At 70.6% G+C, this 16,468-nt stretch carries 12 protein-coding genes; 5 read left to right on the plus strand and 7 right to left on the minus strand.

All coding sequences use genetic code 11. From position 1 onward, the window contains the following. Positions 1 to 7 precede the first annotated feature (7 nt). The 5 genes from HNR11_RS00350 to HNR11_RS00370 form a co-directional block, all read right to left on the minus strand. Positions 8 to 1,282 (minus strand): phosphotransferase, encoded by a 1,275-nt coding sequence (locus tag HNR11_RS00350; RefSeq protein ID WP_179440620.1) that lies wholly within the window; start codon positions 1,280 to 1,282, stop codon positions 8 to 10. An 11-nt stretch (positions 1,283 to 1,293) separates the two neighbouring features. Continuing rightward, positions 1,294 to 2,298: a hypothetical protein gene (locus HNR11_RS00355; RefSeq protein ID WP_179440621.1), complete on the minus strand. Its 1,005-nt coding sequence runs from the start codon at positions 2,296 to 2,298 to the stop codon at positions 1,294 to 1,296. 63 nt (positions 2,299 to 2,361) lie between these two features. Further along, the gene (locus tag HNR11_RS00360; protein ID WP_058887237.1) at positions 2,362 to 3,000 is read right to left on the minus strand and encodes a GNAT family N-acetyltransferase; all 639 of its coding nucleotides are present in this window, start codon (positions 2,998 to 3,000) and stop codon (positions 2,362 to 2,364) included. Then, the gene (locus HNR11_RS00365; protein WP_179440622.1) at positions 2,997 to 4,691 is read right to left on the minus strand and encodes a DUF885 domain-containing protein; all 1,695 of its coding nucleotides are present in this window, start codon (positions 4,689 to 4,691) and stop codon (positions 2,997 to 2,999) included. The genes HNR11_RS00360 and HNR11_RS00365 overlap by 4 nt, the downstream gene beginning before the upstream one ends. Positions 4,692 to 4,697: 6 nt before the next feature. After that, a complete protein-coding gene (locus HNR11_RS00370) occupies positions 4,698 to 6,086 on the minus strand; it encodes an NAD(P)H-quinone dehydrogenase (protein ID WP_425488269.1) in 1,389 nt (462 codons plus the stop codon). Between the two features lie 353 nt (positions 6,087 to 6,439). Between HNR11_RS00370 and HNR11_RS00375 the strand changes: the two genes are divergently transcribed. The 5 genes from HNR11_RS00375 to HNR11_RS00395 all read left to right on the plus strand — a co-directional run bounded on the left by HNR11_RS00375 (position 6,440) and on the right by HNR11_RS00395 (position 11,442). Further along, positions 6,440 to 7,267 (plus strand): purine-nucleoside phosphorylase, encoded by an 828-nt coding sequence (locus HNR11_RS00375; RefSeq protein ID WP_179442781.1) that lies wholly within the window; start codon positions 6,440 to 6,442, stop codon positions 7,265 to 7,267. A 71-nt stretch (positions 7,268 to 7,338) separates the two neighbouring features. Next, on the plus strand, positions 7,339 to 9,171 hold the full coding sequence (locus HNR11_RS00380) for a phospho-sugar mutase (RefSeq protein ID WP_179440624.1): 1,833 nt from the start codon (positions 7,339 to 7,341) through the stop codon (positions 9,169 to 9,171). A gap of 49 nt (positions 9,172 to 9,220) precedes the next feature. Then, entirely contained in the window at positions 9,221 to 9,925 is a 705-nt protein-coding gene (gene deoC, locus HNR11_RS00385; protein ID WP_179440625.1) for a deoxyribose-phosphate aldolase, read from the plus strand. 42 nt (positions 9,926 to 9,967) lie between these two features. Then, entirely contained in the window at positions 9,968 to 10,288 is a 321-nt protein-coding gene (locus tag HNR11_RS00390) for a hypothetical protein (protein ID WP_179440626.1), read from the plus strand. Positions 10,289 to 10,323: 35 nt separating this feature from the next. Continuing rightward, entirely contained in the window at positions 10,324 to 11,442 is a 1,119-nt protein-coding gene (locus HNR11_RS00395; protein ID WP_179440627.1) for an acyltransferase family protein, read from the plus strand. Here HNR11_RS00395 and mfd read toward each other — a convergent pair. Together mfd and HNR11_RS00405 are read right to left on the minus strand one after the other, a co-directional pair. Continuing rightward, positions 11,409 to 15,038: a transcription-repair coupling factor gene (gene mfd, locus HNR11_RS00400; RefSeq protein WP_179440628.1), complete on the minus strand. Its 3,630-nt coding sequence runs from the start codon at positions 15,036 to 15,038 to the stop codon at positions 11,409 to 11,411. The two genes, HNR11_RS00395 and mfd, sit on opposite strands and share 34 nt — an antisense overlap. A gap of 139 nt (positions 15,039 to 15,177) precedes the next feature. Then, positions 15,178 to 16,446: a calcium/sodium antiporter gene (locus HNR11_RS00405; RefSeq protein ID WP_218849712.1), complete on the minus strand. Its 1,269-nt coding sequence runs from the start codon at positions 16,444 to 16,446 to the stop codon at positions 15,178 to 15,180. Between the last annotated feature and the right edge of the window lie 22 nt (positions 16,447 to 16,468).

A 16,468-nucleotide genomic window follows, 5' to 3' on the forward strand; every position in this document is an offset into this window, starting at 1 on the left:
GCCGGCCCTAGATCCCCGGCCACTGCGGCAGCCCTGGATCCGGGGACCCCAGGCCCACCACGGCTTCCGCGCAGCTGAGTCGGTGCTCCGCCTGAGCCTCCCATTGACTCCGGCGCGTGTCCCGGGCACCGGCCACCAGTGACAGCGCCACCGATGCGGTGCGCACGCGCAGACCCGCACCATCCACGGTGGCGGCGAACCCTGCGGCGAAGCGCTGGAAGGCGGCCGGGACGTGCACGTAGCGTGCATCCACGGCCGGCAGCACCGCAAGGTGGCCCAGGAAGCAGGCGAGATCATCCACCCGGTGCCCCGGCCCCAGCGAGTCCACGTCCAAGAGCGCGGAGACCTCTCCGGCGCGCATCAGCAGGTTGGCCTCGTAGAAGTCGCCGTGGGTGGGCACCACCGGCCCACGATCCGTCCTGGGCAGCACCGCGCTGATGTGCTCCACCAAGGTGTGGATCCGACCTGCCGCCTCCGGCAGCGCCGAGGCGGCGGCCGAGGCGTAGGCGGTGAGCCGATCGGTCCAGGCCTCCCGGGCCGGCAGCGCCATGACCTCCGCCGGAAGCTTGTCGAGCAGGTCGATGAACAGCCCGGGGGCCGAGGCGGTGCCGCCGTCGGCGAGGAAATACTCCGCCAGGGACTCCCCCGGGCCCTCGCGCAGCGCGACGACGTCGAGCACCGGCTCGCGCACCGGCACCGCGGCCGGGACACCGGCATCGAGCAGCAGCTGGTGCCGGGTGTGCAGCTGCTGCGCCCGGCGGGTTCGCAGGACCTTCAGGAACAGCCGCGTGCCGTCGTCGAACTCCGCGGCGATCACGGCACGACGCAGCGGCCGGTAGCTGATGGTCTCCAGGCTGACCAGGTCACGTCCGGCACCCCAGACGCTGCGGACCGAGTCTGGGTCGGTGGCGATGCGCAGCCCCGGCAGCGCGGGGTCCAACGGATGCTGCCAGATGGAGAGCCGGCCATAGGGGCTGTGCGACTGGATCAGCCCTTCGGCGTCGGAGGGCACCTGCTCCGTGGTCATCCCGACGTAGAGCTCATCCACATGATCGGAGGTCTCGGTGTAGACCCCCGCAGGCCCTCCGCGCGGCATCACCGGTCGCCCGGTCGCCACCCGGTAGACCCCGGTGACTCCGGCGCCGGGACGGTGCTGCAGGGATTCCAGGTGCACGCTGGTGGCGTAGACCCCGGTGTGCTGGATGGCTTCCGCGATCGGCGGATGAGCGTCGTAGGACTCCATGAACGCCAGCTGCCGGGCCTCCAGCTCTGCTGGAGTCATGCCTCTGGACATCAGGCGCGCCGGCGCTTGAGCACTTCGTCGATGTCCATGGAATCTTGCTTCGGCGCGCTCAGCGGCTGTGCAGCGGCGGGCTCCTCGACGGGGGCCTGCGGGTCCAGGAAGCGCTGCTGGGTGAGCTTGACCTCGCCGCTCGGAGCCGGGGTCTGCACCTCGAGCGCCTCCGGTGCCTGCCGCTGCGCCTTGTCCAGGTCCAGGTACTTCGGGCGCGGAACCGAGCGAGGCTGCCAGGGCTCGACGGGCTCTCCGGCCTCGCCCAGCACCGGGCCGGAGGTCTGCACCTCGGCGCCGAAGGTGCGTTCCAGCCCCACCGGCAGTCCGTCTTCGTCGGTCTGCTGCAGCGAGTTCGGTCCGCCGGCGCCGCGCCGGTCGGCGCTGAGCGCGTCGAAGAGACCGGCGTCGGGACGATGCTGCCAGGGCTGGGCCTGCAGCGGGTTCATGGCCTCCTCGATGGCAGACTGCACGCGCGCCCGACGTCGGCTGCGTCGGCGCAGCACCGCCATGGTGCGCAACCCGATGAGGCTGAGCAGGAAGACCCCCGCGGCGCCCAGCGGCAGACCGGCCGGGATCGCGGTCAGCGGGGCCAGGACACCGGTGACCAGGGCAGTCAGCACAGCGAGCACGCCCACCAGGGCCACCAGGGTGCGCCCCCAGTGCAGGTGGAATTCGCCCGACTCAGGCTGCGCGGGCCGCCCGGGCTCAGCCGGGGAGGTCTCAGCGCCGGTGGCGCGGGCCTTCGCAGGATCAGTTCTCCCGGCGCTGGCAGGGATCGAGCCGGTGCGGGATGAATCGTGGGTGGAAGACATGGTCGCCCCTCGGTCGGTGTCGGGGTGGGCGGTGGCGCTGCTCGGCGGCATCGCCTCGATGTGGCTGGCCTGCCGCTGCCCGCGCAGGACCAGGGTCCCCAGGAAGAGCACGGCGATCAGCGCGATGAGCGCGGAGGAGGGAATGGGCAGGCTCTGGACAGCGGAGAGGAAAGCGCTCTCGGTGTGTTCCATGCCCAGCATCTCTGGCCCCCGCCCTTCATGAAGTACAGGGTGAGCCTATCTGACACCGGATTGTTATCCGCGGCAACGCGCCACAAGACCCGCGCCGATCTCCTCCCGGGTCAGTGCGAAGCAGCGGTGGTCCCGCCAGGCGCCGTGGATGTGCAGGAAGCGCAGCCGCAGGCCCTCCTCGCGGAACCCCAGCTTCTCCACAACTCGCAGGCTCGGCGCGTTCTCCGGACGCACCGCGATCTCCACCCGGTGCAGCCCACGGTGGAAGAAGAGATGGTCCACCGCGAGCGCCACCGCCATCGGGGTGATGCCCTGCCCGGCGTGTCCCTCATCGAGCCAGTAGCCCAGGGAGGTGGTCCGGGCGGAGCCTCCGATCACCGGTCCCACGGTCAGCTGCCCGACCAGTCGAGGGTGCTCACCGGCCGGGGTGAACCAGATCAGCCAGGGCAGATGGCTTCCGGCGCGGGCGCTGCGGTTCAGCGCCCGGGCCATCTGACGGAAGCTGCCCGCGGAGTCGCGGGGGTCTGGGTTCTCCGGGGTGGTGGCGTCCCAGGGCTGCAGCCAGGCCGCGTTGAGCAGGCGCAGCGCCATGAACCGGTGCTCGTCGTGGAGTCCCAGCGGGCGAAGCTCCACCCGGCCCGCCGGGATCTGCCCGGCAGGGCTGACCGGCCAGTCTCGGGACCGACCGGGAAGCAGCCTCATCGCCGCATGGCGAAGCGCAGCGTGTCCAACCCGATCATGCCCAGGCCGAGCAGCTCGGTGTGGAAGGCCCTCAGGTCGAAGGTCTCACCGGCCTGCTGGGCGGCCGATTCACGGTCCGCGCGGATCTGCTCGAAGACCCGCTGCCCGACCTTGTACGACGGCGCCTGGCCCGGCCATCCCAGGTAGCGGGTGAACTCGAAGTCCAGCTGGGCGGGAGAGATCGGCAGGTGGGCCCGCAGGAACTCCTTGCCCTGTTCCGGGGTCCAGGTCCCGCCGCCGTGCTCGGCGGGGGCGTCGAAGCCGCAGTGCACCCCGATGTCGAAGACCACCCGCGCGGCGCGCATCCTCTGCATGTCATACATCCCCATCAGGTCCCCGGGGTCGGTGAGGAATCCGAGCTCTGCCATGAGCTGCTCGGCGTAGAGCGCCCACCCCTCGGCGAAGCCGGATACGAAGCTGCCGTGCCGGCGCCAGGAGTTCAGCCGGTCCTTCACCAGGGTGGCGGTGGCGATCTGCAGGTGATGCCCGGGGACACCTTCGTGGTAGACGGTGGTGGTCTCGGTCCAGGTGGTGAAGCGATCATCCTCTGGCGGCACCGACCACCACATCCGGCCGGGCCGGGAGAAGTCGTCGCTGGGTCCGGTGTAGTAGACCCCGCCGTCCTGGGTCGGTGCGATCATGCACTCCAGGACGTCCATCGGGGCCGGGATGTCGAAGTGCACGTCCTTCAACGCGGCCAGCGCCTCATCGGAGAGTCGCTGCATCCATGCCTGCAGCTCCGCGGTGCCGGAGAGCTGCCGGGCGGGGTCGGCATCCAGGATCGCCTTGGCCTCGGCCACCGAGGCCCCGGGCTTGATCTGCTCGGCGACCTCCTCCTGGGCGGCGACCAGCCGGGCGAGCTCGGCGAGTCCCCACTGGTAGGTCTCCTCCAGGTCCAGGGCGGTGCCGGTGAAGTACTGGCTGTGCAGCCGGTAGGCCTCGCGGCCCACGGCGTCGGTCTCTGGAGCCTGCGGCAGCAGCTCGTGCTCCAGCCGCCCCGCGAGCACCCGGTAGGCCTGCTGCGCGGCGTTGGTGCCGGCGGCCAGCTCCTGCTCGGTGGCGGAGCTGGCCTGCGCCTGCTGACCGCTGTGCAGGTAGCCGGCGAGCGCGCCGTCCTCGGCGGCGTAGCTGCGGCACTGCTGCGCCACGGCCTGGACCTGGCGGCGGGCCGGCACCTGGCCGCGTTCAGCGGAGTGCACCAGGGAGGCCCAGTAGCCCTCGAGCGCGCCGGGCAGGTTGTGCAGCCGCCCGGCGATGTGGCGGAAGTCCTGCTCGGTCTGGGCGGGCATCAGCTCCAGGACCATCCGCACTCCCTGCGGCGCGGAGGCGAGGTTGTTCAGCTCGGTGCGCCCGGAGTCGTGCAGCGCCACATCGAGTCCGATGCGCTCGGCCATCGCGTGCAGCGTCACCTCATCGACCGGGTCCGCGGGCTGCAGCTGGGCCAGCCGGGTCAGCGTCTCGCGCTGCAGCTGCGCGACCTCCTCGCGGCCGGCCGGGGAGTAGTCGGCGTACTCCGTCTCGACCCCCGGGCGGCCCAGCACCGTGGCCTCCTCCGGGTTCAGCGCGAGCAGCCGCTCGAAGTAGTCCTCGGCGAAGGCGTCCACCTCGGTGGGTGCGCGTCCGCTGCTGGATCCAGGGGTGTTCGAGCTCATGCGGGGTCAGTCCTCGGGGTCGGTGACGTGCAGGTGGAGCCGGCGGGCGGCCTCGGAGATCGACCCGGTCAGCGAGGGATAGACCGTGAAGGTCGTCGCGACGTCGTCGACGTGGAGCTTATGCGTGACCGCCAGGGCCAGCGGGAAGATCAGCTCGGAGGCGCGCGGAGCGACGACGACGGCGCCGATCACCGTGCCGGAGCCCTTGCGCGAGAAGATCTTCACGAAGCCCTCGCGGATGTTCATCATCTTGGCTCGGGCGTTGGTGGCCAGGTCCAGCTTGATCACATCGGCCTGGTACTTCCCGGAGTCGACCTGTTCCTGGGTGACCCCGACGGTGGCGATCTCCGGGGAGGTGAACACGTTGGAGGCGACCTGGTGCAGCTTCAGCGGCTTCACGCTCTCCCCCTGCATATGCGCCACCGCCACCCGGCCCTGCATCGCGGCGACCGAGGCCAGCGGCATGACCCCGGTGCAGTCCCCGGCGGCGTAGATGTTGTTCGCGGTGGTCCGCGAGACGGTGTCCACCTGCACGTGACCGGACTCTGAGATCTCCACCCCGGCCTCCTCGAGCCCGATCCCGGCGGTGTTGGGGATCCCGCCCACAGCCATCAGGCAGTGCGAGCCCTGGAGCACCTCGCCGTTGGTCAGCCGGACCTCGACGCCGTTCTCGGTGCGCTGCACGGACTCCGCCCGGGTCAGCGAGGCGACGTGGACCCCGACGCGTTCGAAGGAGTTCTCCAGCACCGTGGCGGCGTCGGAGTCCTCCCCGGGCAGCACCTGGTCCCGGGAGGAGACCAGGGTGACCTCCGCGCCGAGCCGGCGGTAGGCCGAGGCGAACTCGGCGCCGGTGACCCCGGAGCCGACGACGATCATGTGCTCCGGGACCTCGGTGAGGTTATAGGCCTGGGTCCAGTTCAGGATCCGCTCCCCATCGGGCTTGGCGGAGGCCAGTTCTCGGGGGTGTGCCCCGGTGGCCACGATGACGGCGTCGGCGTCGATCTGCTCCCCGGCGTGGGCGCCGGAGGTGACCTCGATGCTGTGCGGGGGCACCAGCGCGCCGCGCCCGATGATCACCCGCACCCCGTAGGACTCCAAGGTGGCGTGGATGTCCCGGGACTGGCTGTGCGCGAGTTTGAGCAGTCGTTCGTTGACCTTGGAGAAGTCGGCCCAGGCCTCCGCCTCCACGGCGGACTCGGTCTGGGACCCGTTGCCACGCTCTCCCATGCGCTCGCCGAAGCGCACGCCGAAGGCGGTGGAGATGTTGACCCGGCGCATCGCGTCCGCGGTGGCGATCAGGGTCTTGGAGGGCACCACGTCGGTGAGCACCGCGGAGCCGCCCAGGCCCTTCTCCTCGATGATGGTGACCTCCGCGCCGGCGTCGGCGGCGACCATGGCCGCCTCGTACCCTCCGGGGCCGCCCCCGAGGATGGCGATGCGGTCAGGGGCGAAGCGTCGGCGCGAGTTAGTTGGAGTCACAGCCCCATTCTGCCCAGTTGCCGGGGCAATGTCATACGCCGGACGAGGATGTGACGGCTTCGGGGCCCCTGGTCTGCTCACCCTCGGGCAGGCCGCACCAGGGTTACGACCCCCGGTCGCGGCTGCGGCGGCGCGCACGGCCGCGTCTGCCTGCCGCGGTGTCTGACTCAGGCGGTAGATTGTGCTGTGTGAGCCACGACAGAGTCCAGACCCAGCCCAGTGCCCCGACCAGCGACCGCCTCGACGACCATGTGGTCGCCCAGCCGGAGCTGACTCCCACCAATGACCCCACGGCCCCGGCGAACCAGCGCGCGGAGGCTGCGGCGCGCGCGCTGCGCGAGCAGGCCGGGGTCGACTCCATCGACCTGGCCTGCACCCTGGGCTCGGGCTGGGGTGAGGCCGCCGCGCAGCTCGGTGAGATCGTCGCGGAGATCGACGCCGAGCAGGTGCCCGGCTTCCACTCCTCCGGGGTCTCCGGGCACAGCGGAACGCTCAAGGTCATCCGCACCAGCTCCGGGGCGCACGTGCTGGTGATCGGCGCCCGCACCCACTACTACGAGGGGCGGGGCGTGGACGCCGTCGCCCATGGGGTGCGCACCGCCGCTGCGGCAGGGGCCCGCACCATGGTGCTCACCAACGGCTGCGGCGGGCTGAACCCGCAGTGGAAGCCGGGCACCCCGGTGCTGATCTCGGATCACCTCAACCTCACCGGCACCTCCTCGCTGCGCGGGGCGCACTTCGTGGACATGACCGACCTCTACTCCCCCCGGCTGCGCGAGCTTGCCCGTGAGGTCGACCCGGACCTGCCCGAAGGCGTCTACGCCCAGTTCCCCGGGCCGCACTATGAGACCCCCGCCGAGGTCAGGATGGCCGGGGTCCTCGGTGCCGACCTGGTGGGCATGTCCACGGCGCTGGAAGCGATCGCGGCCCGGGCCGCCGGGATGGAGGTCTTCGGCATCTCCCTGGTGACCAACCAGGCGGCCGGGATCTCCCCGGAGCCGCTGAGCCACACCGAGGTCCTCGACGCCGGGCGCGAGGCCGCGCCTCGGATCTCCGCGCTGCTGGCCACGGTGATCGGGCGCATCCTCGCCCCCTGAGCCGGACCCCGTAGACCCCGAGCCGTGAACACAGACCCGATACTCCGACCCGAATGAGGGAGCAGACCGCCATGACCGAGAAGCTGATCGGCACCGTCCGCCGCTGGATCGAGCAGGACCCGGACCCCAGAACCAGGTCAGCGCTGCAGGAGCTGGTCCAGCGTGCGGAGTCCTCCGACACCGCCGCGACCACCGAGCTGGAGCGGCTCTTCGCCGGTCGGCTCGCCTTCGGCACCGCGGGGCTTCGCGCCGAGCTGGGCCCAGGCCCGCTGCGGATGAACCGTCTGGTGGTGCGTCAGACCGCGGCCGGGATGCTCAGCTACGCCGAGGAACAGCTCACCGAGGCCCGCACCAAGGCGGACAACCCGCAGGACCTGCTCAGCCGCGGGGCGCGCAAGATCGTGATCGGCTTCGACGCGCGGCACCAGTCCGATGAGTTCGCCGCCGACACCGCCGAGATCTTCTCCGCCGCCGGCTGGGAGGTCCATCTCTTCACCCGCCCCGGCCCGACGCCGCTGCTGGCCCGGCAGGTGCTGGTCCTCGACGCCGAGATCGGGGTCATGGTCACCGCCAGTCACAACCCGCCCCAGGACAACGGGTATAAGGTCTACCTCGGCGGAGAGCTCTCCCGCTTCCTGGAACCGCACGGGCGTGGCGTCGGCGCCCAGATCGTGGCCCCGGTGGATCAGGACATCGCCGCCCGGATCGCCGAGCTCGTCGAGGCCGCAGCCGATTCCCCCGAGGCCGGCGCTGCGGCCGACGCTGATGCACCGGCCGGCGCTGCCACCACTCACCCGGTCACCGAGGAGGCCCGCCGCAGCTACGAGCGCGAGGCCCTGGAGCTGCTGGACCCGCAGAACTACCCCGAGCGTGAGCTGCACGTGGTCTACACCGCGATGCACGGCGTGGGCGGGGAGATGGTGACCTCGCTGCTGCGCGCCGGCGGGTTCACGGTGACCCCGGTGGCTGAGCAGTTCGAACCGGACCCGGACTTCCCCACCGCCGACTTCCCCAACCCGGAGGAGCCAGGCGCCCTGGACCTGGCGCTGAAGGCCGCCGAGGCGCACAACGCCGACCTGGTGCTGGCCAACGACCCGGACGCCGACCGGCTCTCCGCCGCGGTCTATGACGAGGTCGCCGGGGCCTGGCGGCAGCTCTCCGGAGATGAGATCGGGGCTCTGCTGGGCCGGCATCTGCTCGAGCGCGGGCCGCTGCGCCCCCAGGCCGACGGCGGGGCTCCGGTGCTGGCCAGTTCGGTCGTCTCCTCCCGGCTGCTTCAGCGGCTGTGCCAGGTCCGCGGCGTCGGGCACGCCGCCACGCTGACCGGCTTCAAGTGGCTGGCCCGGGTCCAGCACATGAGCTTCGGCTACGAGGAGGCCATCGGCTTCAATGTCGACCCCGAGCATGTCAAGGACAAGGACGGCGTCTCGGCCGCGCTGATCTTCGCCGAGATGACCGCCTCGCTGAAGGCCCGCGGGACCAGCCTGGTCGCCGCCCTGGACGAGATCGCCGCCGAGGCAGGAGTCTTCGTCACCGGGCAGGTCACCATCAGGGTGGGTGACCTCTCCGAACTGGGCAAGGTCACCGCGGCGCTGCGCGCCCAGCCGCCTGCGGAGATCGCAGGCTCCGCCGTCGTCGAGTCCCTGGACCTCACCCAGGACCCGCTGCCTGGCACGGAGCTCAGCGAAGCGACCAAGACCGATGCGCTGATCTACCTCACCGAGGCCGGGGACCGGGTGATCGTGCGGCCCTCCGGGACCGAGCCGAAGGTCAAGTGCTACCTGGAAGCGGTCGCGGACACACCCGGGGTCGATGCCGCCCCCGAGGCGATCAGTGCCGCCCGGGCGCAGGCCGCCGGGCGTCTGGAGCAGCTGCGCAGCTCGATGGAGACCATGCTCAGCTGAGCCTCACCCCACCCCACCACCACTGATGTCACCGACTTGAGGACCCCTGATGACCCACACCCCCACCCCCGCCGAGATGGCGCCGCTGATCGACCACACCGCCCTGAAGCCGGACACCGATGAGGCCACCGTGCGCCGGGTCGTCACCGAGGCGCTGACGCATTCCTTCGCCGCGGTCTGCATCAACCCGCGCTGGGTGACCCTGGTGGCCGCCGAGCTCGCCGGCAGCCCGGTCACGACCTGCACCGTGGTCGGCTTCCCGCTGGGGGCCTCCACCACCGCGGCCAAGCTCGCCGAGACCGTGGAAGCGGTCCAGCTCGGTGCCCAGGAGGTGGACATGGTGGTGGACATCGCGGCGGCCAACGCCGGTGACCACAGCTATGTGGAAGCACAGATCCGGGCGCTGGCGGATGCCGCCCACGCCGGCGGCGCGATCCTGAAGGTGATCCTGGAGACCGCACTGCTCAGCGAGTCCGCCAAGACGCTGGTCTGCCGGGCCGCAGAGGCCGCCGGTGCCGACTTCGTGAAGACCTCCACCGGGTTCGCCGGAGGCGGGGCCACCCTGGCCGACATCACCTTGATGCACTCGCTGGTCGGCGGCCGGCTGGGCATCAAGGCCTCCGGCGGGGTCCGCAGCTACGACGACGCCGTGGCCATGGTCTCCGCCGGCGCCACACGCATCGGCGCAAGCTCCTCTCTTGATATCGTGGAGCACAGAGATTCCAGCACATCCGGTGCTGCCGGAGACTACTGAGTCAGGCTTCCAGCAGACCGCACCGCATCCTAAGGGGAGCACATGATCAGCAACGGTAAGGTCAAGGCCTATTCGGGCCAGGGCAACTTCGTAGGAAACTTCGCCGCGTTCTCCGTGGTCTTCCTGATGCTCGTCGGTTCGATCGTCGCGCTGAACTTCTGGGATCTGGACCAGGTGTGGCTTCCCGGTCTGATCTTCATCGTGCTCTACACCGGGTCGTTCCTGGTGGCCAAGGAGGTCATCGGCCGCTCGGACTCGCTGGAGCAGCAGGACCTCCACGGCGAGCATGGTGAACCGCTGGACGCCATGGCCTCCCGGGCCGCCTCCTCCCGCGAATCGGCTGCGGAGCCTCACGTCCGCTGACCCTCGCGTCAGCTGACCCCGCACGCAGAACTGCCATGACCACCCCGGCGCTGCGGCCCGTGAGCGCCCGGAATCTCGGCATCGACCTGCTGCGGGTGATCTCGGTGGCCGCCGTGGTCATCGGGCACGCCTGGGCGGGAATGCCGGGGGCGGACTATCTGCAGATCTGGCGGATGCCGCTGTTCTTCTTCCTGGCGGGCTTCTTCTTCTCCACCTCCAGGACCCTGCGTGGGGAGCTGCAGGCCCGCACCCGCAGCCTCGCGGTCCCCTACGCGGTCTGGCTCCTGCTGCTCAGCGCCGGCGTCCTGGCGATGACGCAGACCCCCTGGCCGTTCGAGCCTGGCACCATCCGCGGGGCGCTGATCGGTGGTGCCCGCACCGATATGCCGTTCCTGGCGTTCTGGTTCATCTCGGTGCTCTTCTTCGCCGCGCTGCTGCTGCGCGCGGTGCTCGCCCTGCCCTGGTGGGCCGGCGCGGCGGTGGGCCTGGCGGGTCTCACCCTGGCCCAGCTGCCGGACTCCGCCATGGCCTACACCCCACTGGGCGTCGGACTGGTCCCCGCCTGCATGGCCTTCATGCTCGCCGGTCACTGGTTCGGCCGGTTCATGCGCTCCCCGCGCGGACTCAGCCTGCCGGGCAAGCCCTGGATCGGGCTGCTCTGCCTGGGCATCGGCTTCGGCGCCCTGGCCGCAGGCGCGGGGACCATGAACATCAAATGGTCCGGCTTCGGCACCTTCCTGCTCTCCCCCGCGGTCTCCGTGCTGATCAGCATCGGGCTGGTGCTGCTGTTCTCCACCACGGTCAACGCCCTGCTCGGCGGGCCCCGGCCGGCCGAAGCCGGCCCAGACGGGGCTGCCACCCACCGCAGCACCGAGTCGCCGCGCGGGCGGGTCCTCGGCGTCGTCATCTCCGAGCTGGTGCAGACCGCCACCTTCGTGGTCTTCGCCCACGCGATGGTGCTCTACCTGTTGCTGCGGCTCTTCGAGCTGGAGAACCCGGTGCTGCGCACCGTGATCGCGCTGATCATCTGCTGGGGCCTGGGAATCCTGGTCAACCGCACCCCGCTCTCAGGCCCGCTGAACGGGCTGCCGCGGTCCGCGCTGCGCCGCCGGAGGGCGGATCACACCGGCGGGAAGATCGCCTCGAAGACCTGATTCAGCCAGGCCAGCAGCTCGCCGTCGGTGAGCTCCACCCCGGTGATCCCGCTGGTCTTGGGCTTGGGGATCAACACCTGCTTCATCGAGACCTTGTGCTGGCTGCCCGGATACAGGCGTTCCATGCGCATGGTCTTGGACTCGGCCAGCTCCGCCACCGGGCCGAAGCGGATGAACTTGCCCTGGGTGCCGACGTCGTGGATGCCCGCGGCCCGGGCGCGGTTGCGGAACCTCGCCACCTCGATCAGGTTGGTCACCGGGTCCGGCAGGTCCCCGTAGCGGTCCTGCCATTCGGTGATGACCTCGGCGATCTTCTCCTCGGTGTCTGCCGCGGCGAGCTTGCGGTAGCCCTCCAGGCGCAGCCGCTCGCCGGGCACGTAGTCGTGGGGCAGGTGGGCGTTGATCGGGAGTTCGATCTTGACCTCGGTGAAGGTCTCCTCCTCGTCGCCGCGGTAGTCGGCCACCGCCTCACCGACCAGACGCAGGTAGAGGTCGAAGCCGACCCCGGCGATATGCCCGGACTGCTCGCCGCCGAGCATGTTCCCGGCGCCGCGGATCTCCAGGTCCTTCATCGCCAGCTGCAGGCCGGCGCCGAGTTCGTTGTTCGCCGCCACGGCACGCAGCCGCTCCAGGGCGACCTCGCCCAGCGGCTTCTCCGCCGGGTAGAGGAAATACGCGTAGGCGCGCTCCCGGGAGCGCCCCACCCGGCCGCGCAGCTGGTGCAGCTGGGAGAGCCCGTAGGTGGAGGCGCGGTCCACGATCAGGGTGTTCGCGTTGGAGATGTCCAGACCGGTCTCGATGATCGTGGTGGAGACCAGCACGTCGAAGCGCTTCTCCCAGAAGTCCTGGATGATCTGCTCCAGCCGGGACTCGCTCATCTGACCGTGGGCGACCTCCACGCGCGCCTCCGGGACCAGCTCACGGACCCTGGCTGCGGTGGCGTCGATCGAGGAGACCCGGTTGTGCACGAAGAACACCTGACCCTCGCGCATCAGCTCGCGCCGGATCGCGGCGGAGACCTGCTTATCGGTATAGGGCCCCACATAGGTGAGCACCGGGTGGCGCTCCTCCGGCGGGGTCGCCAGGGTGGAGGTCTCCCGGATCCCGGCCATGGACATCTCCAGGGTGCGCGGGATCGGGGTGGCGGACATGGCCAGGACGTCCACGTTGGTGCGCATCTTCTTCAGCTGTTCCTTGTGCTCGACCCCGAAGCGCTGCTCCTCGTCGATGATCACCAGGCCCAGGTCGTGGAACTCCACCTCTTTGGAGAGCAGCCGGTGGGTGCCGATCACGATGTCCACGCTGCCTTCCCGCAGGCCGAGCATCGTCTCCTTGGACTCCTTGGCGGTCTGGAACCGCGAGAGCGGGGCCACCCGGACCGGGAATCCGGCGTAGCGCTCGGTGAAGGTCTCATAATGCTGGGAGACCAGCAGCGTGGTGGGCACCAGAACGGCGACCTGCTTGCCGTCCTGGACCGCCTTGAAGGCGGCACGGATCGCGATCTCGGTCTTGCCGTAGCCCACGTCGCCGGAGATCAGCCGATCCATCGGGATCTCACGCTGCATGTCCGCCTTGACCTCGTCGCTGGCGGTGAGCTGGTCCGGGGTCTCGGCATAGGGGAAGGCGTCCTCCAGCTCCGACTGCCAGGGCGTGTCAGGGCCGAAGGCGTGCCCGCGGGAGGCCATGCGTGCCGCGTAGAGCCTGATCAGCTCGCCGGCGATCTCCTTGACCGCCTTCTTCGCCTTGCGCTTGGTCTGCGACCAGTCGCTGCCGCCCATCTTGGACAGCGAGGGCGCCTCCCCGCCCACATACTGCGAGACCTGGTCGAGCTGGTCGGTGGGGACCATCAGCCGATCCTTGGCGCCGCCGCGCTTGGAGGCGGCGTACTCCAGCACCAGGTACTCCCGGATCCCGGCGGTGCCCGCCTTGATCGCCTGCGGGGAGCCGACCTTGCGCTGGATCAGCTCGACGAACTGGCCGATCCCGTGCTGTTCGTGGACCACGTAGTCCCCGGGCTTCAGCGCCAGCGGGTCCACCACATGACGACGACGCCGCGCAGGCACCTTCCGTGCGGAGCCGGAGTCCTGCCGGATGGAGCGCCCGAGCATCTCCGACTCGGTCAGCAGCGCCAGCTGCAGCGGGTCCACGGCGAAGCCCTCGGAGACGTTCGCGGTGGAGATCGTGATGGTCCCCGGCGCCGGTGGCTGGTCCAGGGAGTCCACCCGGACGCAGGGGACTTCGTGTTCGGTGAGCAGCTCATGGACCCGCTGTGCGGAGCCTGCCGCGGCGGTGGTCACCACCACGGTCCAGTTCGCCTTGGCCCGCTCGCCCAGGAAGGTCATCACGTCCTCGACGCTGCCGCGGTAGCCGATCGGCTCCCGGGAGTCCAGGGAGACGATGTCGGCGTCCTGCTCCAGCTCCTCGTCCAGGCCCAGCGAGGTCATCGACCACCAGCCCGCGCCGTGGGCGATCGAGGCTTCCCGGGTCTCGGCCAGACTCGCGAACCCTCCGGCGGCCAGGCCCTGCTGCTCGCTGCCGATCTGGGCCCCGCTGAGGTCCAGCGGGGCGGCCGCACCGTCGGGGGCCGCGGACCAGGCGGCGGCGAGGAACTCCTCGTTGGTGGCGGCGAGGTCATGGGCGCGTCCCCGGGTCTTCTCGGGTTCGATCACCACGGTCAGCGAGCCGGCGGGCAGCTGCTCCACGAAGGGCACCATCTCGGGCACCAGCACCGGGGCCAGGGACTCCATGCCCTCGGCGGCGATCCCTTCGGCGAGCTTGGTGAGCAGATCCGCGGCGTGCGGCATCTGCGCGATGAGCTCCTTCGCGCGGGCCTGCACGGCCTCGGTGATCAGCAGTTCGCGGCAGGGAGCGGCGTCGAGCACCTGGGGGTGGTCGGTGGACTCGGTGTCCAGTGAGCGCTGATCCGCCACGGCGAACCAGCGCATCTGCTCGACCTCGTCGCCGAAGAACTCGATGCGGATCGGATGCGGCTCGGTGGGCGGGAACACGTCGAGGATCCCGCCGCGCACCGCGAACTCGCCGCGCCGGGTGACCATGTCGACCCGGGAATAGGCGGCATCGGCGAGCTGGGCGACGGTCTGATCGAAGTCCGCGAACTCCCCGACCTCAAGGCGCACCGGGGCGAGGTCTCCGAGCCCGGTGACCAGTGGCTGGACCACCGCGCGGACCGGGGCGACGACGACGTCGAGGACTCCCCCGGCCTCATCCGGGTGCGCGAGCCGGCGCAGCACCCCGAGCCGGCGGCCCACGGTGTCCGAGCGCGGGGAGAGCCGCTCATGGGGCAGCGTCTCCCAGGACGGGAAGTGCGCCACGGCTGCGTCCGGGGCGTAGGCGGCGAGCGAGGTGGCCAGCTCATCGGCTTCCCGGTCGGTGGCCGTGACGGCCAGCAGCGTGCCGGTCGCACTGGTGCCGCGCAGCTTGGCGGCGATCTCCGCGATCAGCGCGGGGCGCAGCCCGGTGGTGGAGGCGATCTGCAGCTCTTCGGTGCGCTCCCGGGCAGGGTGCGCGGCAGCGGAGGCGACGCGCTTGAAGGACGGGTTCGCCGTGAGCGCGGTGCGCAGACCTGATAGAGCCATGGGAGAGTGACGCCTCGTTTCGCAGACAGTTTCGCAGACAGTTTCACAGGCAGATCGGTGCCGGGGCTCCGCGGGCGGGGTCTCGGCGAGTGCTGAGATTCTTCAGTTCAGGCCTCACACAGGATACTCGGTGCGACGGTCATGATGCCCCGGTCCGGCCCGGCTCCTCGGCGGCCTCCGCGGGGCCCGAGGAGCCTCCGGGGCTCTCGGCTCGGGCGGCTCGGCGAGTGCGCAGCACCCCCACCTCGTATCCGACCAGCGCCGTGATCCACAGCGCGGTGATCGGCAGCACGAACCAGAGCATCGCGGCGCTGAAGGGCTGCAGCGCGTCGTGTCCGGCGGCGTAGAGCACCAGGTAGACGACGTAGGCGCTGTAGAGCGCCACCAGGACCAGACCTTCCAGGCGGCCGATGGAGGCCGCGGTGAACGCCAGCGGCAGCAGCACCAGGGCGGCGGCGATCATCACCGGCAGGTCGAAGTTCACGGCAGCGGCGGCGACTTCCACGCCGTCGGGAGAGATGATCGCGGTCAGCCCGAGCACGGCTCCGATGTTGAAGATGTTGCTGCCCACCAGGTTGCCCACCGCCATATCGCGCTCGCCGCGCAGCGCCGCGATGACGCTGGTGGCGAGCTCCGGCAGCGAGGTGCCGATGGCCACGATGGTCAGCCCGATGATCAGGTCGCTCACCCCCAGGGAGAGCGCGATGGTGCTCGCGGCGGAGACCAGCATCTGGGCGCCGACCACGAGCAGCGCGATGCCGACCGCGAGCAGCACCAGGTCCACCATGACCGAGCGCAGCTTGGTGGTGCGCAGGCTCTTGGTCAGCTTCACCGAACCGCCGCCGACCGCCCGGTCCACGTCCAGCGGCTCTGCGCGGACTGCGCCGTCTGCCCGGTCTGGGCCAGCCTCCGCCCCAGTCTCAGCCTTTGTCGCTTCCTGAGCGTCGGACTTCTCGCCCCGAGTCTGGCGGCGGGCGAGCACCACGGTGACCACCAGGTAGAGCACCAGCATGCCCACCAGCACGGCACCCTCGAGGGTGCTGATGCCCCCATCGAGGGCCATCAGCAGGGCAATCACGGAGAACCCGATCATGATCGGGATATCGGCCTTGATCAGCTGGACCTTGACCACCAGGGCCCCGAAGATGGCGGTCAGCCCGAGCACGAAGAGGATGTTCGCGATGTTGCTGCCGACCACGTTGCCCAGCGCCAGACCGGGCGAGCCGCTCAGCGCCGCTCCGGTGCTCACCGCAAGCTCCGGAGCCGATGTCGCCGAGGACACCACGGTGAGCCCGATGATCAGCGAGGACAGGCCGAGCGTGCGACCCAGCGACGCGGCGCCCCGAACCAGGGCCTCACCGCCGCCGACGAGCAGCAGGAAACCGCCGAGGAGCAGGAGAAGAGTCATGATGGTCACTGGTGCAACTCTA

The organism is Nesterenkonia sandarakina (assembly GCF_013410215.1).
GTDB classification, from domain to species: Bacteria; Actinomycetota; Actinomycetes; order Actinomycetales; family Micrococcaceae; genus Nesterenkonia; species Nesterenkonia sandarakina.